Origin of the sequence: Klebsiella sp. RCJ4, assembly GCF_009025755.1 — a bacterium.
GTDB lineage: Bacteria > Pseudomonadota > Gammaproteobacteria > Enterobacterales > Enterobacteriaceae > Klebsiella > Klebsiella michiganensis.
This window is the reverse complement of record NZ_WCIN01000043.1, coordinates 1-21,771: the sequence shown is the minus strand read 5'-3', so window position 1 is coordinate 21,771 and position 21,771 is coordinate 1. Positions and strand designations below refer to the sequence as shown.

Sequence of the window (21,771 nt, the reverse complement as noted above, 5' to 3'; positions counted from 1 at the left end):
TCCTGCATTCTCTCTGTTAATATGCTGGCCAGGCGATGATTAACAGGATAAGCAGCATGATGAAGAGTCTCATCATCGTCCCTTTCCTTTTAGAGCCCCTGCCTCGGTAGGGGCTTTCCCGTTTCAGCCCCACGCTGAGTCTTTATCGTAAATCCCTTTCTTTCAGGCACAACGACATCCGACGGTTTTAATCGCCGTTTGCGGCAAGCCTCGCTAAGCGTTTGGGTGGCGACGGGAAATTGCAGAAGGGTCTATCAGGAGAAAAGGGGCAGGTCGATGACCTGCCCGCTGGCATAAAAGGAGTTAGAACAGCAGACGGGCGCGGATGGTACCAGGAATAGCCTTCATCGCCTGCAGCGCGCTCTGCGCGACATCTTCTTCGGCTTCGATATCAATGACCACGTAGCCCATTTGCGGAGTGGTCTGCAGATACTGCGCCGCGATGTTAATGCCCTGCGCGGCGAAAATCTGGTTAATCGCGGTCAGAACGCCCGGACGGTTTTCATGGATATGCAGCAGACGGCGCCCGCCGTGCAGCGGCAGCGACACTTCCGGGAAGTTAACCGCGGAGAGCGTAGAACCGTTATCAGAGTATTTCGCCAGCTTGCCCGCCACTTCCAGACCGATGTTTTCCTGCGCTTCCTGAGTTGAGCCGCCAATGTGCGGGGTCAGGATAACGTTGTCGAACTCACAGAGCGGAGAGTTGAACGGATCGCTGTTGGTCGCCGGCTCGGTCGGGAAGACGTCGATCGCCGCGCCCGCCAGGTGCTTGCTCGCCAGCGCATCGCACAGCGCCGGGATATCCACCACGGTGCCGCGAGAGGCGTTGATCAGCAGCGCGCCGGGTTTCATCAGCGCCAGCTCTTCCGCGCCAATCATGTTCTTCGTGGAGGCGTTTTCCGGCACGTGCAGGCTCACCACATCGCTCATGTTCAACAAATCAGAAAGATGCTGGACCTGAGTCGCGTTACCTAACGGCAGCTTGCTTTCAATATCGTAGAAATAGACATGCATCCCCAGCGATTCGGCCAGAATACCCAGCTGCGTGCCGATATGACCATAGCCGATAATACCCAGCTTTTTGCCGCGCGCTTCAAAGCTGCCGACCGCCAGCTTGTTCCATACGCCGCGGTGCGCTTTGGCATTTGCCGCCGGTACGCCGCGGAGCATAAGCAGCAGTTCGCCGATCACCAGTTCAGCAACGGAACGGGTATTGGAGAACGGGGCGTTAAACACCGGGATACCGCGTTTCGCCGCCGCGTTTAAATCAACCTGATTGGTACCGATACAGAAGCAGCCAACCGCGACCAGCTTCTCCGCCGCCGCGAAGATCTCTTCAGTCAGATGAGTACGGGAACGCAGGCCGATGAAATGGGCATCACGGATGGACGCTTTCAGCTCTTCGCTATCCAGCGCGCCTTTATGAAATTCGATATTGGTGTAGCCCGCTGCGCGAAGGCTGTCCACCGCTTTTTGGTGCACACCTTCAACCAGCAGAAATTTAATCTTGTCTTTTTCCAGTGATACCTTAGCCATTTCCCCGTCCTGTTTTTGTCTTAACTGATGTCGTGCGGAACGAAAGTTCTTCTCAGCAACATATCAAAAAAAACTATTGCGGCAATATGAACGTTTGCGTCGGCAACCTGAAGAAATATCAATCAGCGGGAAATAGCAGGACAAAACACCAGAAAGTAAAAGAAAGGTAGATTGTTACTAAGACAAGGCGCGTAAATGTGACAGAAGTCACCAAAATAGGCCTGGAGAAAAAATATTTGCGAGGGAGCAATTCGCTCCCTCGGATCAGACTATTTAGTGATAGTTTTTACACCATCAGCGGTGCCAATCAGCGCGACGTCCGCACCGCGATTCGCAAACAGGCCGACGGTCACGACGCCCGGAATACCGTTAATGGTATTTTCCAGCGCAATAGCGTCCAGAATTTCCAGACCAAACACATCGAGGATCACGTTGCCGTTATCGGTCACGACGCCCTGACGATACTCCGGACGGCCGCCCAGCTTAACCAGCTGACGCGCCACGGCGCTGCGCGCCATCGGGATCACTTCCACCGGCAGCGGGAATTTACCCAGAATATCCACCTGCTTGGAAGCATCGGCGATACAGATAAATTTGTCGGCGACCGAAGCGATAATTTTCTCACGCGTCAGGGCTGCGCCACCGCCCTTGATCATCTGCATGTGGCCGTTGATTTCATCTGCGCCGTCCACGTAAATACCAAGACGATCAACGCTGTTCAGATCAAAAACCGTAATACCGAGGCTTTTCAGTTTTTCAGTAGAGGCATCAGAGCTGGAAACCGCCCCTTCAATCTGCCCTTTCATGGTACCCAGCGCATCGATAAAGTGCGCCGCCGTCGAGCCCGTACCGACCCCAACGATGGTGCCCGGTTGTACATACTGCAGTGCCGCCCAGCCTACCGCTTTTTTCAGTTCATCTTGCGTCATGATTATGGTCCGAGATGTGAATTCCTGAGGCGCATTATAGAACATCAGGGGGGTCATTGTCCCTGCGACGGCGCTCACACAACGCGGTCGCCAATTTTTCATCTTCATCAAAAACAAATTTATGTCATAGTGCGAGTTAACGAAAAGTATTAGGGGGCACGCCAGAGCAATGAAACGACCGGACTACAGAACACTACAGGCGCTGGACGCGGTAATCAGGGAACGAGGGTTTGAGCGCGCCGCGCAGAAGCTTTGTATTACGCAGTCCGCCGTCTCTCAGCGCATCAAACAGCTGGAAAACATGTTTGGACAACCGCTGCTGGTGCGAACCGTACCGCCGCGTCCCACCGAACAGGGGCAAAAGCTGCTGGCCCTGCTGCGTCAGGTCGAACTGCTGGAAGAGGAGTGGCTGGGCGATGAACAAACCGGCTCCACGCCGCTGCTGCTATCGCTGGCGGTCAACGCCGACAGCCTGGCCACCTGGCTGCTGCCCGCGCTCTCCAGCGTGCTTTCCGACTCCCCTATTCGGCTGAACCTGCAGGTGGAAGATGAGACCCGGACCCAGGAACGCCTGCGCCGCGGCGAAGTGGTCGGCGCGGTCAGTATTCAGCCGCAGGCGCTGCCCAGCTGCCTGGTCGATCAGCTCGGCGCCCTCGACTACCTGTTCGTCGCCTCGAAGGAGTTTGCCCAGCGCTATTTCCCCAACGGGGTGACCCGCTCGGCGCTGCTGAAAGCGCCGGTGGTGGCATTCGATCATCTCGATGATATGCACCAGGCCTTTTTGCAGCAGAACTTCGATTTGCCGCCGGGCAGCGTGCCCTGCCATATCGTGAACTCCTCGGAAGCCTTTGTGCAGCTGGCCCGTCAGGGAACAACCTGCTGTATGATCCCGCATCTGCAAATTGAGAGAGAGCTGAACAGCGGCGAACTGATTAACCTCACGCCGGGCCTGTTCCAGCGCCGGATGCTCTACTGGCACCGTTTTGCCCCGGAAAGCCGCATGATGCGCCGGGTGACCGATGCGCTGATCGATTACGGCCATAAAGTGTTGAGACAAGATTAACCCCCGCAAGCAGGCCGGCGCCGTCCGGCCTGTATGACCCACCTTCTCCTGTTCATATCTTTGAAATACATCACAAAATAAAACATTTCATGCGGCAAAAAACGACGCATCGATGGCTATTTTTTGCTGGCGACAGGGGCGATGAAAAAGCTCACCGTATTCGCAATATCCCATTTCATTGCGCATACGGAGCACAACATGTCAGAGTTACGGGAGTGGCAAACGCTCGCCAACAAAGAGCTCAGCCGGCGGGAAAAAACCGTCGATGCCCTGGTAAAACAGACGGCAGAGGGCATTGACGTTAAGCCGCTGTATACCGAAGCCGATCTTGATAATCTGGAAGTGACAGGCACCCTACCCGGCCTGCCGCCTTACGTTCGCGGCCCGCGCGCCACCATGTACACCGCACAGCCGTGGACCATCCGCCAGTACGCCGGTTTCTCTACCGCCAAAGAGTCCAACGCTTTCTATCGCCGCAACCTCGCCGCGGGGCAGAAAGGGCTTTCCGTCGCCTTCGACCTCGCGACCCACCGGGGCTATGACTCCGATAACCCGCGCGTGGCGGGCGACGTGGGGAAAGCCGGCGTGGCGATCGATACCGTCGAAGACATGAAGATTTTATTCGATCGGATCCCGCTGGATAAGATGTCCGTATCGATGACCATGAACGGCGCGGTGCTGCCGATAATGGCGTTTTATATCGTCGCGGCGGAAGAACAAGGGGTTGCGCCTGAACAGCTCACCGGCACGATCCAGAACGATATTCTGAAAGAGTACCTGTGCCGGAATACCTATATTTACCCGCCAAAACCCTCAATGCGCATTATCGCCGACATCATCGCCTGGTGTTCGGGCAACATGCCGCGCTTTAACACCATCAGCATCAGCGGCTACCACATGGGCGAAGCCGGAGCCAACTGCGTGCAGCAGGTGGCCTTTACCCTGGCTGACGGTATCGAATACATCAAGGCCGCGCTCTCCGCCGGGCTGAAAATCGATGACTTCGCTCCGCGCCTGTCGTTTTTCTTCGGCATCGGTATGGATCTGTTTATGAACGTCGCCATGCTGCGCGCCGCACGCTACCTGTGGAGCGAAGCGGTAAGCGGCTTCGGCGCTACCAATCCGAAATCCTTAGCCCTGCGCACCCACTGCCAGACCTCCGGCTGGAGCCTCACCGAGCAGGATCCGTATAACAACGTGATCCGCACCACTATCGAAGCGCTCGGCGCCACGCTCGGCGGCACCCAGTCGCTGCACACCAACGCTTTCGACGAGGCGCTTGGCCTGCCCACCGACTTTTCCGCCCGTATCGCGCGTAATACGCAAATCATCATCCAGGAGGAGTCAGAGATCTGCCGCACCGTAGACCCGCTGGCCGGATCGTACTACCTCGAATCGCTGACCGATCGGATCGTCAAGCAGGCGCGGGCCATTATGCAGCAGATCGACGACGCGGGCGGAATGGCAAAGGCGATCGAGGCCGGACTGCCGAAACGGATGATCGAAGAGGCCTCCGCCCGCGAACAATCGCTGATCGACCAGGGCAAGCGCGTCATCGTCGGCGTCAATAAGTACAAGCTGGAAAAAGAAGATGAAACGGCGGTACTGGAGATCGACAACGTCAAGGTGCGCAACGAACAGATCGCCTCGCTGAAAAAAATTCGCGCCAGTCGGGACGACGTGACGGTAAAAGCCGCGCTGAACGCCCTCACCCACGCCGCGCAGCATGGTGAAAACCTGCTGGCCGCCGCCATCAACGCCGCCCGCGTTCGCGCCACGCTGGGCGAAATTTCCGACGCGCTGGAGGCGGCGTTTGACCGCTACCTGGTACCCAGCCAGTGCGTCACCGGCGTGATTGCGCAAAGCTACCACCAGTCAGACAAAGCCGCCGGCGAGTTCGACGCTATTGTTGCGCAAACCGAAAAATTCTTCGCGGAACGCGGCCGCCGCCCGCGCATTCTGATCGCCAAAATGGGTCAGGACGGTCACGATCGCGGGGCCAAAGTGATCGCCAGCGCCTATTCCGATCTCGGCTTCGACGTTGACCTGAGCCCGATGTTTTCCACGCCAGAAGAGATCGCCCGCCTGGCGGTGGAAAACGACGTGCACGTGGTGGGCGCCTCCTCGCTGGCGGCAGGCCACAAAACCCTGATCCCCGAGCTGGTCGATGCCCTGAAAAAATGGGGGCGGGAAGATATCTGCGTCATCGCCGGCGGCGTCATCCCGCCGCAGGATTACGCCTTTCTGCAGGCGCGCGGCGTGGCCGCCATTTACGGCCCCGGTACGCCGATGCTGGAGAGCGTACGCGACGTCCTGATGAGGATTAGCCAATATCATGATTAACCACGCCACGCTGACGGACGCCGTGCGGCGACTACGCCTGGGCGAGCGGGCCACGCTCGCCCAGGCCATGACGCTGGTGGAAAGCCAGCATCCCCGCCATCAGGCGCTAAGCGCACAGCTGCTGGATGCCATTATGCCCTTCACCGGCAACGCCCTGCGCCTCGGCGTCACCGGCACGCCGGGGGCGGGAAAAAGCACTTTTCTGGAAGCTTTCGGCATGCTGCTGATTCGCCACGGCCTGCGGGTCGCGGTGATAGCGGTCGATCCGAGCAGCCCGGTCAGCGGCGGCAGCATTCTTGGCGACAAGACGCGCATGATCGACCTGGCGCGATCGGACTCGGCATTTATCCGCCCGGTGCCCTCCAGCGGCCATCTGGGCGGCACCAGCCTGCGCGCGCGGGAGCTGATACTGCTGTGCGAAGCGGCGGGCTATGACGCGGTAATTGTCGAAACCGTCGGCGTCGGCCAGTCGGAAACGGAGGTCTCCCGGCTGGTGGACTGCTTTATCTCGCTGCAGATCGCCGGCGGCGGTGACGATCTGCAGGGCATTAAGAAGGGGATTATGGAGATGGCGGATATCGTGGTTATCAATAAAGATGATGGCGAGAATCGCGCCAGGGTGGCAATCACCCGTCATATGTATGAATCCGCCCTGCATATTCTGCGCCGCAAGCACGCCGCGTGGCAGCCGCGCGTTTTGAGCTGTAGCGCGCTGGAGCAGCGCGGCATCGAAGCCGTCTGGCTCGCAATTCTTGACTTCAAAACCACCCTCACCGACAGCGGCGATCTGGAAAAACTGCGCCAGCGCCAGGCGCTGGAGTGGCTGCAAAAGCAGGCCGAAACCGAGGCGCTGCACCTGCTGTTTGCCCGAACCGACTTTGCGCGCTACTTCCAGCAAACGCTACAGGCGGTAAAAAACAACGGCCTCTCGCCGCGCACCGGCCTGCGGCAGATTAGCGAATTCCTCCAGAATCATTACTTTGCGTAAAAGGATATTTATGTCTTATCAATATGTTAATGTCGAAATTATCCGCAAGGTTGCGGTGATTGAGTTCAACTATAGCCGCAAGCTCAACGCCTTAAGCAAGGTGTTTATCGACGATCTGATGCAGGCACTGAGCGACCTCAACCGGCCGGAAATTCGCTGCGTCATTTTACGCGCGCCCGGGGGAGCAAAGGTTTTCTCCGCCGGCCATGACATCCACGAATTGCCCGGCGGGCGCCGCGATCCGCTCTCGTATGACGATCCGCTGCGTCAGATCACCCGTATGATCCAAAAGTATCCGAAACCGGTGATCTCCATGGTCGAAGGCAGCGTCTGGGGCGGCGCGTTTGAGATGATCATGAGCTCCGATCTGATCATCGCCGCCAGCACGTCAACGTTCTCTATGACGCCGGTGAATCTCGGCGTGCCCTACAACCTGGTCGGCATCCACAATCTGACCCGCGATGCCGGCTTTCATATCGTGAAAGAGCTGATTTTCACCGCCCTGCCGATTACCGCCCAGCGCGCGCTGGCGGTCGGTATTCTCAATCACGTGGTGGACGCCGACGAACTGGAAGATTTTACCTTGCAGATGGCGCACCACATCTCCGAGAAAGCGCCGCTGGCGATCGCGGTCATTAAGGAAGAGCTGCGCGTGCTTGGCGAAGCCCACACCATGAATTCCGATGAGTTCGAACGTATTCAGGGAATGCGTCGCGCCGTCTACGACAGCGTGGATTATCAGGAAGGCATGAGCGCGTTTATGGAAAAGCGTAAACCTGAGTTCGTCGGCCATTAATCACGCCGGATTAAGGAGTATAAAATGAAACGGATGAGCGCCGATGAAGCGGCGGAGATTATCCAGCACGACCAGATGGTGGCGTTCAGCGGATTCACGCCCGCCGGTTCGCCTAAAGCGCTGCCCGCGGCCATCGCTCGCCGCGCTGATGAATTACATCGGGCGCAGAAGCCTTTTCAGATCCGCTTGCTGACCGGCGCCTCCATCAGCGCCGCCGCCGATGATGCGCTATCGGCAGCCGATGCCGTCTCGTGGCGCGCGCCGTATCAGACCGCCTCCGGACTGCGGCAAAAAATCAACCAGGGGCAGGTGAAGTTTGTCGATCTGCACCTGAGCGAAGTGGCGCAAATGGTCAACTATGGGTTCTTTGGCGAGATTGATGTCGCGGTGATCGAAGCTTCGGCTATCGCGCCGGACGGACGGGTCTGGCTCACCAGCGGTATCGGCAACGCGCCAACCTGGCTGCTGCGGGCGAAGAAAGTGATCATTGAGCTGAATCACTACCACAGCCCGCGGGTTGCCGAGCTGGCCGATATCGTGATCCCCGGCGCCCCGCCGCGGCGCAACAGCATCGCCATCTTTCATGCGATGGATCGCGTGGGCAGCCGGTACGTGCAAATCGATCCGAAAAAGATTGTCGCTGTGGTGGAGACCGAGCTGCCCGACGCCGGAAACGTTCTGGATAACAATAATCCGGTTTGTCAGAAAATTGCCGATAACGTGGTCACCTTTCTGCTGGAAGAGATGGCTCGCGGACGCATCCCACCAGAATTTCTGCCGCTGCAAAGCGGCGTGGGCAATATCAACAACGCGGTCATGGCGCGGCTGGGCGAAAATCCGGATATCCCCGCTTTTATGATGTACTCGGAAGTTTTACAGGAGTCGGTGGTTCATCTGCTGGAAACGGGGAAAATCACCGGCGTCAGCGCCTCCAGCCTGACGATATCCGCCGGTTCGTTGCGCAAGATTTACGACAATATGGATTTCTTCGCCAGCCGTATTGTCCTGCGCCCGCAGGAGATCTCCAATCATCCGGAAATTATCCGCCGTCTGGGGGTTATCGCCCTCAACGTGGGGCTGGAGTTTGATATCTACGGTCACGCCAACTCGACGCACGTAGCTGGGGTGAATCTGATGAACGGCATCGGCGGCAGCGGCGATTTTGAACGCAACGCCTGGCTCTCTATCTTTATGGCGCCGTCCATCGCCAAGGACGGGAAGATCTCCACCATCGTGCCGATGTGCAGCCATGTCGATCACAGCGAGCACAGCGTGAAGGCGATCGTTACCGAGCAGGGTATCGCCGATCTGCGCGGGCTATCGCCGCTGCAGCGCGCCCGCGCCATCATTGATAACTGCGCGCATCCGCTCTACCGGGACTATTTACATCGCTATCTGGAGAGCGCTCCCGGCGGACATATTCACCACGACCTCGCCCACGCCTTCGACCTGCATCGTAATCTGCTTGAGCACGGTTCAATGCTCGGCTAGCCCTCCGCGCCGTCGCGATCTTCAGTAATATGCTGAAGCATCGTGGCGGTATAGCGATGATTTTTCAGCGAATAGAGATACTCCTGCATATACATCGCGCTGCCGGGCGCGTCGAAGTACTTCAGCTTCGCCGGATTCACCAGACGCCAGGCGAAGTAAGGAATAACCGTCAAAAACTGCCCGCGCTCTACGGCGCTAATTTTGGCCATAAAGCTGTAGGGGCGATAGATAATCGTCGGGTTGATCCCGCTGGGGCGCATATACGCGTCCAGCATCGCCTCAAAATTGGCCCGGTTCTGGAAACGCATCTGCAGCCAGGGCAGCTCACGTAACAGATCCTGCGGCGGCTTATCTTCATAACGGCGGGAAACCAGAAACCCCAGACGCAGCGGCGCCAGTTCGCTAATGGTCAAATTTTCCAGCTCCTGCACGCGGGGCGAAACATGCTGCGGCGAGATAATAAAATCCAGCTGGCGATCGAACAGGTTATCAATCACGCCATTCTCGCTGAACTCCACGGCCTGGGTGGTTACGCCATCGTATTTATCGCCCAGGCTGATGAGCTGATCGAAAATAATCGTTGGATAGGTATTGTCGATGCCGATAACGATGTTGCGCGAGCGGTGCGCGGAATAGTGAATTTCGTTATCGATGGCCGATAAGCGCTGATAAATGGGAAACAGCTTCTGATAGAGCTCCTGCCCCGCTTTATTGAGGCTGATGCTGTTATCTTTACGGGTAAATAGCGTATAGCCGATCTGATCCTCCAGCGCAGCGATGCTTTTGCCGAAGGGAGACGCGGTCATATGAATTTTTTCCGCCGCTCTGGCAATATTATTGGTCTGCGCCAACAGAATGAAATTGCGCATCTTTTTCGAAATAAAGATATCCATGCTCACCTCATCGTAGAACAGGGATATATCCTTACCTTATTCAGGGAAAAGACTTTTGTCGCGCTCTCAATTTTACAGATAGTCACAGAAAAAACCCGGCGCGAAGGCCGGGCGACAGGATTACTGTGCGGCTTTGGGTTCTTCAGCGGGTTTCGCCGGTTCCGCAGATGCTGGCGCAGGCTGGGTCGGCTGCAGCTCAAACACCACGTCCACCTGGTCATCGAACTGAATGGTCGCCTGCTCGTAGGTTTCCTGAGCAGAAACCGGCGCCGCATCGGCTTTCATCATCCGCACCATCGGGCTCGGCTGGTAGTTGGAGACATGATAGCGAACGCTGTAGACGGGCCCCAGTTTGCCGTGGAACCCGGTAGCCAGCTCCTGAGCCTGGTGAATGGCATCATCAATCGCCGCTTTACGCGCTTTATCTTTATAAGCGTCCGGCTGCGCCACGCCCAGTGAGACCGAACGGATCTCATTCAGGCCGGCTTTAAGCGCCCCATCTAACAGACCGTTGAGCTTATCCAGCTGGCGCAGCGTCACTTCAACGCTACGCACCGCGCGGTAGCCCTTAAGAATGCTTTTACCGTTCTGATAGTCGTAATCAGGCTGGGTACGCAGGTTAGCTGAGTTAATGTCTTTCTTCGCAATGCCGCTCTTCTCCAGGAAGGAGAGATACTGGGCCACGCGCTCATCGGCCTGTTTTTTAGCGGATGCCGCGTCTTTCGCGGAGACGTTTACTTCAATCGCCAGCGTAGCGATATCAGGAACCGCAGCGACGCTGGCGGTACCTGAAGTGACAATATGTGGGCCGTTTGGCAACTCGTTTGCCTGAACTGCCATTGCGCTAAATCCGAGTGCCGCCGCCAGGGCCATGACTTTTAACTTCACTGTCGTTTCTCCATCTTACATTGGTCGTCTATACGCAGACGCATGCCTGCAAGCTTAGCGCGTACGCGGAGAAAGTCCATCGGACAAGGCTTAGTTAAGCAGCGCCTGCACATGAGCGAAGCCGTCCTTCGCCAGCTGGAAGGCAATGACCCACATCACCAGACCGACCAGCACGTTGATAATGCGCTGCGCCTTCGCCGTACGCAGGCGCGGGGCGAGCCAGGCGGCCAGCAGGGCCAGCCCAAAGAACCATAAGAATGAGGCGCTGATGGTACCTAAGGCAAACCAGCGCTTCGGCTCCATCGCCAACTGCCCGCCAAGGCTGCCGAGAACCACAAACGTATCCAGATACACGTGCGGATTCAGCCAGGTGACCGCCAGCATGGTGACGATAATTTTCCAGCGTCCCTGCTTCATCACTTCCGCGCTGGCCAGCGCCAGATTGCTGCTCAAGGCCGTTTTCAGCGCGCCAAAGCCGTACCACAATAAAAAAGCGACGCCGCCCCAGGTCACCAGCGCCAGCAGCCACGGTGACTGCATCAGCAGCGCGCTGCCGCCAAAAATCCCGGCGCAGATCAGCAGCAGATCGCTGATGGCGCACAGCAGAGCAATCATCAGGTGGTACTGACGGCGAATGCCCTGATTCATCACAAAGGCGTTTTGCGGACCGAGCGGCAAAATCATGGCCGCTCCCAGGGCAAGGCCCTGAAAGTAATACGATAACATCGCAAGTGATTTCCACTGAAAGAGTCAATGCCGGGGAATATAGCGCGCAGAAATCATTAGAGGAAATTGAAAATTTTAATCGTTAATAAGAACTACTAATATGGCGCAGAAAAAAGGCCGGACAAACCGGCCTGTATAAAAGAGGAGAATTACTCTGCTTTTTCCTGCGGACGAATGACGTGAACGTCCATCTGCGGATACGGGAAGCCGATGCCGTTGGCGTCAAAGTCGCGCTTAATACGCTCCAGAACGTCCCAGTATACGCTTTGCAGATCGCTGCTCTTACTCCATACGCGCACCACGTAGTTCACCGAAGAAGCGCCCAGTTCATTCAGACGCACGGTCATTTCACGATCTTTGAGGATACGTTCATCCGATTCGATGATATTGGTGAGCAGCTGCTTCACTTTATCGATATCAGCGTCGTAGGCCACGCCGATGATAAACTCGTTGCGGCGCACCGGCTCGCGGGAGAAGTTGATGATATTCCCGGCAATGATTTTACCGTTCGGCACCACCACGATTTTGCCATCCGCGCTGCGCAGGGTCGTGGAGAAAATCTGCACGTTCAGCACGGTTCCCGCGATACCGCCAAGGTCAACGTATTCACCGGCGCGGAACGGGCGGAAGACCACCAGCAGGACGCCAGCGGCAAGGTTAGACAGCGAGCCCTGCAGCGCCAGACCGACGGCTAAGCCCGCGGCGCCGAGCACCGCGATCACCGAGGCGGTTTGCACGCCCACGCGGCCGAGAGCGGCGATCAGGGTAAAAGCAATAACGGCGTAGCGTACCAGCGCAGAGAGAAAATCGGCAACGGTGGCATCAATATGCCGCGCCCGCATCAGGCGATTGACGGTGTTGGAAACAATCCGCGCCACGATCAAACCGACAATAATAATCGCGATAGCCGCGACAATGTTGACGGCATAGCTCAGCAGTAACGCCTGATTGCGCACCAGCCATGAACCGGCGTTATTTATGCTATCGACAACGTTCAAATCTTCCATTCAACTTTCCTTATGGATACCCGGACGGGGAAAAAATAACCAAACCTGATAATTACAAACAGGTTAAGGGTAAACAATAAGAGTGCGTTTTGCCAAATTGATCACATTTATTTAGCAACATTTCATGTTGTTCAGATAATAAAAAAGCCCGCATTTCTGCGGGCTTCCGGGTAAGCAACAAACCTTTCTTACAGGACGTCGATCGCGTTCAGCTCTTTAAATGCCTGCTCCAGACGGGTCACCATGGACGTCTGTGCAGCGCGCAGCCATACGCGCGGATCGTAGTATTTCTTGTTCGGCTGGTCTTCGCCTTTCGGGTTGCCCAGCTGGCCCTGCAGGTAAGCTTCGTTAGTTTTGTAGTACTGCAGGATACCGTCCCAGGTTGCCCATTGGGTATCGGTATCGATGTTCATTTTGATCACGCCGTAGCTTACGGAGTCTTTGATTTCCTGAGCGGAAGAACCGGAACCACCGTGGAATACGAAGTTCAGGCTGTTGTGCGGCAGGTTGTGTTTCTTAGAAACGTATTCCTGAGAGTCGCGCAGGATAGTCGGGGTCAGTACCACGTTGCCCGGCTTGTAAACGCCGTGTACGTTACCGAAGGAAGCGGCGATGGTGAAACGCGGGCTGATTTTGCTCAGCTCGGTGTACGCGTAATCAACGTCTTCCGGCTGGGTGTACAGAGCAGAAGCGTCCATGTGGCTGTTGTCCACGCCGTCTTCTTCGCCGCCGGTGCAGCCCAGTTCGATTTCCAGAGTCATGTCCATTTTGGCCATACGCGCCAGGTACTTAGAACAGATCTCGATGTTTTCGTGCAGGGACTCTTCAGACAGGTCGATCATGTGAGAAGAGAACAGCGGTTTGCCGGTTGCGGCGAAGTGTTTTTCACCCGCGTCGAGCAGACCGTCGATCCACGGCAGCAGTTTCTTAGCGCAGTGGTCAGTGTGCAGGATAACCGGAACACCGTAGTGCTCAGCCATCTGATGCACGTGATGCGCGCCAGAGATAGCGCCCAGGATGGCTGCGCCCTGAGGAACGTCAGTTTTCACGCCTTTGCCCGCGATGAACGCAGCGCCGCCGTTAGAGAACTGAACGATAACCGGAGAACGAACTTTTGCAGCTGCTTCCAGAACGGCGTTGATGGAATCAGTACCCACGCAGTTTACCGCTGGCAGAGCAAAGTTGTTTTCTTTAGCTACCTGGAACACTTTCTGAACGTCGTCGCCAGTGATGACGCCCGGTTTTACGAAATCAAAAATTTTAGACATGTTACGTAGTCCTGTATCTGTATCTTCGACCGTTGAAGAAGGTTCGCGAGCTTTTACGCGCGCTGAAAAACAGGCGGGTCTCCCCGCCTGAACTGAATTACTGCTTAGCGCGCTCTTCGAGCATGGCTACTGCCGGCAGAACTTTACCTTCCACGAATTCGAGGAATGCGCCGCCGCCGGTGGAGATGTAGGAGATTTTGTCAGCAATACCGAACAGGTCGATTGCTGCCAGGGTGTCGCCGCCGCCTGCGATGGAGAACGCTTCGCTGTCTGCGATGGCGTTAGCCACGATTTCAGTACCTTTGCGGAAGTTCGGGAATTCGAACACGCCGACCGGGCCGTTCCACAGGATGGTTTTCGCGTTTTTCAGGATTTCAGCCAGTTTCTCTGCGGAAGCATCGCCCAGGTCCAGAATCTGCTCTTCATCTTTGATGTCGTTAACAGATTTCAGGGTAGCGGTTGCGGTTTCAGAGAACTCGGTTGCCACGCGAACGTCAGTCGGAACCGGGATATCGCAGGTCGTCAGCAGGCGTTTCGCTTCGTCAACCAGATCGGCTTCGTACAGGGACTTACCGACGTTGTGGCCCTGAGCGGCAACGAAGGTGTTGGCAATGCCGCCGCCGACGATCAGCTGGTCAGCGATTTTAGACAGGGAGTCCAGAACGGTCAGTTTGGTAGAAACTTTAGAACCACCCACGATAGCAACCATCGGACGAGCCGGTTCTTTCAGCGCTTTACCCAGGGCGTCCAGCTCAGCGGCCAGCAGCGGGCCTGCGCAAGCGACGTCAGCGAATTTGCCGATACCGTGAGTAGAAGCCTGCGCGCGGTGAGCGGTACCGAACGCGTCCATGACGAATACATCGCACAGCGCAGCGTATTTTTTCGACAGCGCTTCGTCGTCTTTCTTCTCGCCTTTGTTAAAGCGAACGTTTTCCAGAACCACCAGCTCACCGGCAGCGACTTCAACGCCGTCCAGGTAATCTTTAACCAGACGTACCGGGTTAGACAGTTTGTCTTTCAGATAGTTAACAACCGGCAGCAGAGAGAATTCTTCGTTGTACTCGCCTTCGGTAGGACGACCCAGGTGGGAAGTGACCATCACTTTCGCACCCTGTTTCAGGGCCAGTTCGATGGTCGGCAGAGAAGCACGGATACGCGCGTCGCTGGTTACTTTCCCTTCTTTAACCGGTACGTTCAGATCCGCACGGATAAAAACGCGTTTACCAGCCAGATCCAGATCGGTCATCTTAATTACAGACATGGTGAATCCTCTCGTTGATTCTTGATAAAGTTTTGCAGGCGCCTGAGCGCCTTACCTGAAACCTTGTGCGGCCATCGCTAACGTGGTGTCGAGCATCCGGTTAGCAAAGCCCCATTCGTTATCGCACCAGACCAGCGTTTTGATCAAATGCGCGCCACTTACCCGCGTTTGTGTGCCATCGACAATGGCGCTATGGGGATCGTGGTTGAAATCTATCGAGACTAACGGCAATTCCGTATAGTCAACTATACCATGAAATGCACCCAGTGCTGCTTTTTGCAGCAACTGGTTGACTTCACTTGCTTTTACCGGTTTTTTCACCGTTACGCTAAGGTCGATCGCCGTCACATTAATCGTCGGTACACGAACCGCGATCGCTTCAAAGCGATCGTTAAACTGAGGGAAAAAACGCGTGATCCCCGCAGCAAGCTTAGTATCAACCGGGATGATTGATTGGCTGGCCGCTCGCGTCCTGCGTAAATCCGGATGCCAGGAATCAATGACCTGCTGATCGTTCATTGATGAGTGGATCGTGGTTACCGTTCCTGACTCAATACCATAGGCATCATCTAACAGCTGAATGACCGGAATAATGCAGTTGGTGGTGCAGGAGGCGTTGGAGACGATACGGTGCTCGGTTCTGAGCTCAGCATGGTTTACGCCAAAAACGATCGTCGCGTCGAGGTCGTTGCCGCCAGGGTGTGAAAAAAGCACTTTTCTGGCGCCGGCCTGAAGATGGGCTTCGCCATGCTCGCGGCTGCCGTAAACGCCGGTACAGTCAAGCACCACATCAACCGCCAGTTCCCGCCAGGGCAACGCCTCAAGGGAAGATTCATGCAGAAGACGAATGGCATCGTCGCCAACAAACAGCTGCTCTCTCTCCTGACGTATATCCCAGGCAAAGCGCCCATGGCTGGTGTCATATTTCAATAAATGCGCGATGCCGGCAGCATCCGCCAGTTCATTGATTGCCACCACGGTAATTTCCGCACGACGCCCGGATTCATACAAAGCACGAACCACGTTACGCCCGATGCGACCGAAGCCATTAATCGCAATGCGTATGGTCATAGGTCTCCTGCAAGGCTATCCATGATATGAGGTGGCTGACAGAGTAATGCAGCAACGCTCTAAGGGAAACCTTACCTGTCGCAAACTGCGACTGATTGATTAATTGTCGAACATTTAGACGACTGAAACGCTTCAGCTAGAATAAGCCAAACAAGGAATAAAAGGAATGATTGTCCAGCCGGAGAAACCATTTATCTGACTTACATCACACTTTTACCCTCTCTGCCGCGGAATTTATTCCCTATTCCACAATGACGAATAAGCGTAGCAAAATCTTTTCGTTGCCGGGCGGCAAACACTGATTTATATCAGAAACTATACCGTTTAGCGGCGATATGATGACCGTTACGTCCGAGTCTCGGAGTCCCTCGAAAAAATGACAATCCCCCACTTGCAGCCCTCTGCGGCTCGTTACTATGCGCTTCGCTTACTTCCGGGCGATGAGGTTTTTTCACGCCTGCGCGCCTTCATACAAGAGCAACAGATTCAGGCTGCCTGGATAGCCGGCTGTACCGGCAGCTTAAGCCATGCGGCATTACGTTTTGCCGGCCAGGATGAGACCACTTTTTTGACCGGAACCTATGAGGTTATCTCCCTGAACGGCACGCTGGAATGGCAAGGCGAACATCTCCATTTAGCGATATCCGATCCGCAAGGCGCCATGCTCGGCGGCCATATGATGCCCGGCTGTACCGTCCGCACCACCCTTGAGCTGGTGATAGGCGAACTGACCTCCCTGGCGTTTAGCCGTCAGCCGTGCGCGGTTTCCGGCTATGACGAACTGGTCATTTCATCCCGATAACTTTTCCCCTTAAAGAGGTTTATATGGCTCGTCGCCAATTTACCAGCCAGTCCCTGGTGCTGATTGCGATCGCCGTCGCCATCAATATGATCGGCGGACAGCTCATCAGTCTGTTAAAGCTTCCCATCTTTCTCGATTCGATCGGCACCTTAATCAGCGCGGTTTTACTCGGCCCGGTCATTGGCATGTTGACCGGGTTACTGACCAACCTCCTGTGGGGGCTGCTGACCGATCCGATTGCCGCCGCCTTTGCGCCGGTGGCGATGGTGATTGGTCTGGTCGCCGGATGGCTGGCGCGCGCGGGATGGTTCCGCACCTTACCGAAGGTGGTCATTAGCGGCGTTGTCATTACCCTCGCCGTGACCGCGGTCGCCGTACCGCTGCGTACGGCGCTGTTCGGCGGCGTGACGGGCAGCGGCGCGGATCTGTTTGTCGCCTGGATCCATTCGGCAGGTCAGAATCTGCTGGAATCGGTGGCGATTACCGTCTTAGGCGCTAATCTGGTGGATAAAATCCTTACCGCGATTATCGTCTGGATCCTGCTGCGCCAGCTGCCGCTGCGCACGCTGCGCCAGTTTCCTGCGATGTCTGCCGTACGCTAATGCACCCTTTTACGTCATTAACTCTCTGGGCGCTGGCGGCGGCGACTACGCTGCTGCTGCCCGCAGAGACGGCGCTGCCGGTGTATAGCGCGGCGGCGTTTCTCAGCTTGCTGCTGTTCAGGGCGACGCGGCGGCGGGCAAAATACGTCGCCTGGCTCCTCTTCTCGCTGGGCATTGGCCTGTGGCTGGTCCACGGCGGCTGGTTTACCCAGTGGCTGAGCGGCCACCCTCGCGACCCGCAGCGCTGGGCCAGCGCCATCACGCTGTGGCTGAGAATTCTGGCGATTGTTTCAACGTCACAGCTGTGGATGGAGTACGTACCGGTACAGCGCTTTATTCGCGCCCTGTTTGCTTCACGCCTGCCGCCGGGCGTCGCTTATCTGTTCGCTGGCCCGCTGCTGGTTGTCGAACAGCTAAAGCGCCAGCTGACGATTATCCACGAGGCCCAACGCGCCCGCGGCGTACCGCTGGACGAGAACGGCTATCAGCGGCTGCGCGCTATGCCTGCGCTCATTATCCCTCTGACCCACAACGCGCTTAACGATCTGGCGATACGCGGAGCGGCGCTGGATATGCGGGCATTTCGTTTACATCGTCGGCGCACCACGCTTTGGGCGCCGAAAGACAGCACCTTACAACGTCTGGCGCGTTACGGCATGCTGCTGGCGATGGTCGCTGAAGCTGGAGCCTGGCTATGGTTACGTTAGAACAATTCCGCTATCACCCGACCCAGGCGGCGCGATCTGCGGCATGCTTTGATTTTCATTATTCGCAGCCCGGCATTGTGGCGATTTTTGGCGATAGCGGCAGCGGGAAAAGCACTCTGGCGCAGATTATGGCGGGCTGGTATCCGGATTTTCTGCCCGGCGATATCGAAGGTAAAGGCACCCTGCTTGGTATCTCCATCGGCCAGCAATCGCTGGTCGAACGGGCGCAGGCCATCCAGCTGGTCCAGCAATCACCCTATCTCCAGCTTTCCGGCTGTACCTTCAGCGTCGAAGAAGAGGTCGCTTTTGGCCCTGAAAATCTCTGCCTCAGCGAAGAGGAGATTATGCGCCGTATTGACGAAGCGCTGACGCTGACGGCGTGCCAGGCGTTACGACATCGCCACCCCTCCACGCTATCCGGGGGAGAAACCCAGCGCGTGGCGATCGCCTGCGCGCTGGCTATGCGGCCAACGCTACTGATCCTTGACGAAGCCTTTAGCCGCCTGACGGCGCAGGCAAGCGCTATGCTTCTGGAGCGCCTGGGGCACTGGGCGCTGGCGCAGCGTTCGTTGATTATCCTTTTTGAACGCCCCCCTTCGCCTTTTCTTGCCTGGTGTCAGCAGGGATGGCGACTGCACGATGGAGCGCTTTCCCCGCTATGCTAACGTTGAATCAGGTGACCTGGCGCTGGCCCGGCGCGACGGCTGACTGTCTGCAAAATATCTCGCTGGCGCTCGGCCAGGGGGAATGGCTGGCGCTCACCGGCGATAATGGCGCGGGGAAATCCACCCTGCTGCGGGTGATGGCCGGACTGCTACCCGCCACGTCCGGTAGCGTCAATTTGCTGGATAAGCCGATTGCGCAATACAAAAACCGTCAACGCGCCAATATCATCGGCGTGCTGTTTCAGGAGGCCGAAAACCAGCTCTTCCACAGCAAAGTCGCGGAAGAGGTCGCCTTTGGGCTGCGGCTCCAGAAATTGCCTTCTGCGGAGGTTGCGCAACGCACCGCGGCGGCGCTGAAATTATGCCGGCTGGAGAGCGTAGCCGACGCGCATCCGCTGGATTTACATACCGCCCAACGCAGGATGGTCGCCGTCGCCTCTCTGGAAGCCATGGCGCCAGAAATACTGCTGCTTGACGAACCCAGCCGCGATTTTGACCAGCACTGGCTGGCAATATTTGAAGCGTGGCTGGCGGTTTGCCGCAAAAGAGGGACCAGCGTAGTGGCCATCAGCCACGATGAGGCGTTTACACGGCGGCACTTTTCCCGCCGGGTGCTTCTGGAAAAAGGTAGGGTGCTGAGGATGGTCTGAAAAAGAAACGGGCCGCCAGAGCGACCCGTTTTTTACGGCGGCAGCCAGAGTTTTTACCCGGAGGCGGTGCTGCACGCCTGTCCGGGCTACCCGACCGCGCTGGCCCGTAGCCCGGAGGCGGTAAAAGAACTACAGCAGCGCTTTCGCTTTCGCGACCACGTTGTCCACGGTGAAGCCAAACTCTTCAAACAGCTGCTCCGCCGGCGCAGACTCACCGAAGGTGGTCATGCCAACGATCGCGCCGTTCAGGCCCACGTATTTGAACCAGTAGTCGGCGATACCCGCTTCGATGGCCACGCGCGCAGAGACGGCTTTCGGCAGCACGGCTTCACGGTAAGCGGCATCCTGCCTGTCGAACGCGTCGGTGGACGGCATGGAAACCACGCGCGCCTTCACGCCTTCGGCAGTCAGTTTTTCGTAAGCGGCAACCGCCAGCTCCACTTCAGAACCGGTGGCGATGAAGATCAGCTCCGGCTGTCCCGCGCAGTCTTTCAGCACGTAGCCGCCGCGGGCGACGTTCGCCAGCTGCTCTTCGGTACGCTCCTGCTGCGCCAGGTTCTGACGGGAGAGGATCAGCGCGGTCGGGCCGTCCTGACGCTGCACGCCGTATTTCCACGCAATGGCGGATTCCACCTGGTCGCACGGACGCCATGTTGACATATTCGGGGTGACGCGCAGGGAAGCCACCTGCTCAACCGGCTGGTGCGTCGGGCCGTCTTCGCCCAGACCGATGGAGTCGTGGGTGTAGACCATCACCTGACGCTGCTTCATCAGCGCCGCCATACGTACCGCGTTACGCGCGTACTCGACGAACATCAGGAAGGTGGAGGTGTACGGCAGGAAACCGCCGTGCAGGGCGATACCGTTGGCAATCGCGGTCATACCGAATTCACGCACGCCGTAGTGGATATAGTTACCGGCAGCGTCTTCGTTGATGGCCTTAGAGCCGGACCACAGGGTCAGGTTACTTGGCGCCAGGTCAGCGGAGCCGCCGAGGAACTCAGGCAGCAGCGGGCCGAAGGCTTCAATGGCGTTCTGGGACGCTTTACGGCTGGCGATTTTCGCCGGGTTAGCCTGCAGCTTCGCGATGAATTCGTTCGCTTTCGCGTCGAAATCAGCCGGCATCTCGCCTTTCATACGGCGGGTAAACTCGGCGGCTTCCTGCGGGAAGGCTCTGGCGTAGGCAGCGAATTTCTCGTTCCACGCGGACTCTTTCGCCTGGCCGGCTTCTTTGGCATCCCACTGGGCATAGATTTCAGACGGGATTTCAAACGCCGGGTGTTTCCAGCCGAGCGCTTCGCGGGTCAGCGCGATTTCCGCGTCGCCCAGCGGCGCGCCATGGGAGTCGTGGGTACCGGCTTTGTTCGGCGAACCGAAACCGATGATGGTTTTGCACATCAGCAGGGACGGTTTGTCGGTAACCGCACGCGCTTCCTCTACCGCGCGTTTAATCGAGTCAGCATCGTGACCGTCAACGCCGCGCACCACGTGCCAGCCGTAGGCTTCAAAACGCTTCGCGGTGTCATCGGTGAACCAGCCTTCGACGTGACCGTCGATGGAGATGCCGTTGTCGTCATAGAACGCCACCAGCTTGCCCAGTTTCAGGGTACCGGCCAGAGAACATACCTCGTGAGAGATACCTTCCATCATGCAGCCGTCGCCCATGAACGCGTAGGTGAAGTGGTCAACAATGTCGTGGCCCGGGCGGTTGAACTGCGCCGCCAGAGTTTTCTCCGCGATGGCCATACCAACCGCATTCGCAATACCCTGCCCCAGCGGACCGGTGGTGGTTTCCACGCCCGCGGTGTAGCTGACTTCCGGGTGACCCGGCGTTTTAGAGTGCAGCTGACGGAAGTTCTTCAGCTCTTCAATCGGCAGATCATAACCGGTGAGGTGCAGCAGGCTGTAAATCAGCATGGAACCGTGGCCGTTGGACAGGACAAAACGGTCGCGGTCGGCCCATGACGGGTTCTGCGGGTTATGATTCAGGAAATCACGCCACAGGACTTCGGCAATGTCAGCCATACCCATCGGGGCACCCGGGTGACCGGATTTGGCTTTCTGTACTGCGTCCATGCTCAGCGC

At 57.1% G+C, this 21,771-nt stretch carries 20 protein-coding genes; 10 read left to right on the top strand and 10 right to left on the bottom strand.

Annotation, left to right across the window (positions count from 1 at the left end):
- Nucleotides 1-303: 303 nt before the first annotated feature.
- On the bottom strand, nucleotides 304-1,536 hold the full coding sequence (gene serA / locus F8562_RS22945) for a phosphoglycerate dehydrogenase (RefSeq protein ID WP_004115297.1): 1,233 nt from the start codon (nucleotides 1,534-1,536) through the stop codon (nucleotides 304-306).
- 269 nt (nucleotides 1,537-1,805) lie between these two features.
- Nucleotides 1,806-2,465, bottom strand: a complete 660-nt coding sequence (gene rpiA / locus F8562_RS22940) for a ribose-5-phosphate isomerase RpiA (RefSeq protein WP_004125006.1) — start codon at nucleotides 2,463-2,465, stop codon at nucleotides 1,806-1,808.
- Between the two features lie 169 nt (nucleotides 2,466-2,634).
- On the opposite strand from rpiA, the gene argP reads away from it, so the two are divergent.
- From argP to F8562_RS22915, 5 genes are all read left to right on the top strand, one after another.
- Nucleotides 2,635-3,528, top strand: coding sequence for a DNA-binding transcriptional regulator ArgP (gene argP / locus F8562_RS22935; RefSeq protein WP_004105608.1), 894 nt, complete (start codon nucleotides 2,635-2,637; stop codon nucleotides 3,526-3,528).
- A 198-nt stretch (nucleotides 3,529-3,726) separates the two neighbouring features.
- Nucleotides 3,727-5,871 (top strand): methylmalonyl-CoA mutase, encoded by a 2,145-nt coding sequence (gene scpA / locus F8562_RS22930; protein WP_038423616.1) that lies wholly within the window; start codon nucleotides 3,727-3,729, stop codon nucleotides 5,869-5,871.
- Complete coding sequence (gene meaB / locus F8562_RS22925) at nucleotides 5,864-6,859, top strand: methylmalonyl Co-A mutase-associated GTPase MeaB (RefSeq protein WP_014839520.1); 996 nt, start codon at nucleotides 5,864-5,866, stop codon at nucleotides 6,857-6,859. The genes scpA and meaB overlap by 8 nt, the downstream gene beginning before the upstream one ends.
- A 10-nt stretch (nucleotides 6,860-6,869) precedes the next feature.
- Entirely contained in the window at nucleotides 6,870-7,655 is a 786-nt protein-coding gene (gene scpB, locus F8562_RS22920; protein ID WP_014226812.1) for a methylmalonyl-CoA decarboxylase, read from the top strand.
- A 24-nt stretch (nucleotides 7,656-7,679) separates the two neighbouring features.
- Nucleotides 7,680-9,146 carry an acetyl-CoA hydrolase/transferase family protein gene (locus F8562_RS22915; protein WP_014226813.1) on the top strand — a complete coding sequence of 489 codons (1,467 nt, stop codon included), beginning with the start codon at nucleotides 7,680-7,682 and terminating at the stop codon, nucleotides 9,144-9,146.
- On the opposite strand, the gene srsR is transcribed toward F8562_RS22915, so the two are convergent.
- The 7 genes from srsR to epd form a co-directional block, all read right to left on the bottom strand.
- Nucleotides 9,143-10,039: a LysR family transcriptional regulator SrsR gene (gene srsR / locus F8562_RS22910; protein WP_014226814.1), complete on the bottom strand. Its 897-nt coding sequence runs from the start codon at nucleotides 10,037-10,039 to the stop codon at nucleotides 9,143-9,145. The genes F8562_RS22915 and srsR overlap by 4 nt on opposite strands.
- A 120-nt stretch (nucleotides 10,040-10,159) precedes the next feature.
- Nucleotides 10,160-10,927: an oxidative stress defense protein gene (locus F8562_RS22905; protein WP_014226815.1), complete on the bottom strand. Its 768-nt coding sequence runs from the start codon at nucleotides 10,925-10,927 to the stop codon at nucleotides 10,160-10,162.
- Nucleotides 10,928-11,017: 90 nt separating this feature from the next.
- Complete coding sequence (gene argO, locus F8562_RS22900) at nucleotides 11,018-11,653, bottom strand: arginine exporter ArgO (protein ID WP_032693817.1); 636 nt, start codon at nucleotides 11,651-11,653, stop codon at nucleotides 11,018-11,020.
- A 149-nt stretch (nucleotides 11,654-11,802) separates the two neighbouring features.
- Entirely contained in the window at nucleotides 11,803-12,660 is an 858-nt protein-coding gene (locus tag F8562_RS22895) for a small-conductance mechanosensitive channel MscS (RefSeq protein WP_014839522.1), read from the bottom strand.
- 188 nt (nucleotides 12,661-12,848) lie between these two features.
- Nucleotides 12,849-13,928 carry a class II fructose-bisphosphate aldolase gene (gene fbaA / locus F8562_RS22890; RefSeq protein ID WP_009654956.1) on the bottom strand — a complete coding sequence of 360 codons (1,080 nt, stop codon included), beginning with the start codon at nucleotides 13,926-13,928 and terminating at the stop codon, nucleotides 12,849-12,851.
- Nucleotides 13,929-14,025: 97 nt separating this feature from the next.
- Nucleotides 14,026-15,189, bottom strand: a complete 1,164-nt coding sequence (pgk, locus tag F8562_RS22885; RefSeq protein WP_004125049.1) for a phosphoglycerate kinase — start codon at nucleotides 15,187-15,189, stop codon at nucleotides 14,026-14,028.
- Between the two features lie 51 nt (nucleotides 15,190-15,240).
- Nucleotides 15,241-16,260: an erythrose-4-phosphate dehydrogenase gene (epd, locus tag F8562_RS22880; protein WP_094909274.1), complete on the bottom strand. Its 1,020-nt coding sequence runs from the start codon at nucleotides 16,258-16,260 to the stop codon at nucleotides 15,241-15,243.
- A gap of 376 nt (nucleotides 16,261-16,636) precedes the next feature.
- Here epd and F8562_RS22875 point away from each other — a divergent pair, with 376 nt between their 5' ends.
- The 5 genes from F8562_RS22875 to F8562_RS22855 are packed head-to-tail and all read left to right on the top strand — an operon-like array spanning nucleotide 16,637 to nucleotide 19,686.
- Nucleotides 16,637-17,062, top strand: coding sequence for a PPC domain-containing DNA-binding protein (locus tag F8562_RS22875; RefSeq protein ID WP_042934174.1), 426 nt, complete (start codon nucleotides 16,637-16,639; stop codon nucleotides 17,060-17,062).
- A gap of 23 nt (nucleotides 17,063-17,085) precedes the next feature.
- Nucleotides 17,086-17,664: an ECF transporter S component gene (locus F8562_RS22870; RefSeq protein WP_014226821.1), complete on the top strand. Its 579-nt coding sequence runs from the start codon at nucleotides 17,086-17,088 to the stop codon at nucleotides 17,662-17,664.
- Nucleotides 17,664-18,371 carry an energy-coupling factor transporter transmembrane component T gene (locus F8562_RS22865; protein WP_014839525.1) on the top strand — a complete coding sequence of 236 codons (708 nt, stop codon included), beginning with the start codon at nucleotides 17,664-17,666 and terminating at the stop codon, nucleotides 18,369-18,371. Before F8562_RS22870 ends, F8562_RS22865 begins: the two co-directional genes overlap by 1 nt.
- Entirely contained in the window at nucleotides 18,359-19,036 is a 678-nt protein-coding gene (locus F8562_RS22860; protein WP_014839526.1) for an ABC transporter ATP-binding protein, read from the top strand. Before F8562_RS22865 ends, F8562_RS22860 begins: the two co-directional genes overlap by 13 nt.
- Nucleotides 19,030-19,686 (top strand): ABC transporter ATP-binding protein, encoded by a 657-nt coding sequence (locus F8562_RS22855; RefSeq protein WP_014226824.1) that lies wholly within the window; start codon nucleotides 19,030-19,032, stop codon nucleotides 19,684-19,686. Before F8562_RS22860 ends, F8562_RS22855 begins: the two co-directional genes overlap by 7 nt.
- Before the next feature lie 129 nt (nucleotides 19,687-19,815).
- Here F8562_RS22855 and tkt read toward each other — a convergent pair.
- On the bottom strand, nucleotides 19,816-21,771 hold a 1,956-nt coding region (gene tkt, locus F8562_RS22850), incomplete at its 5' end, for a transketolase (RefSeq protein WP_151891905.1).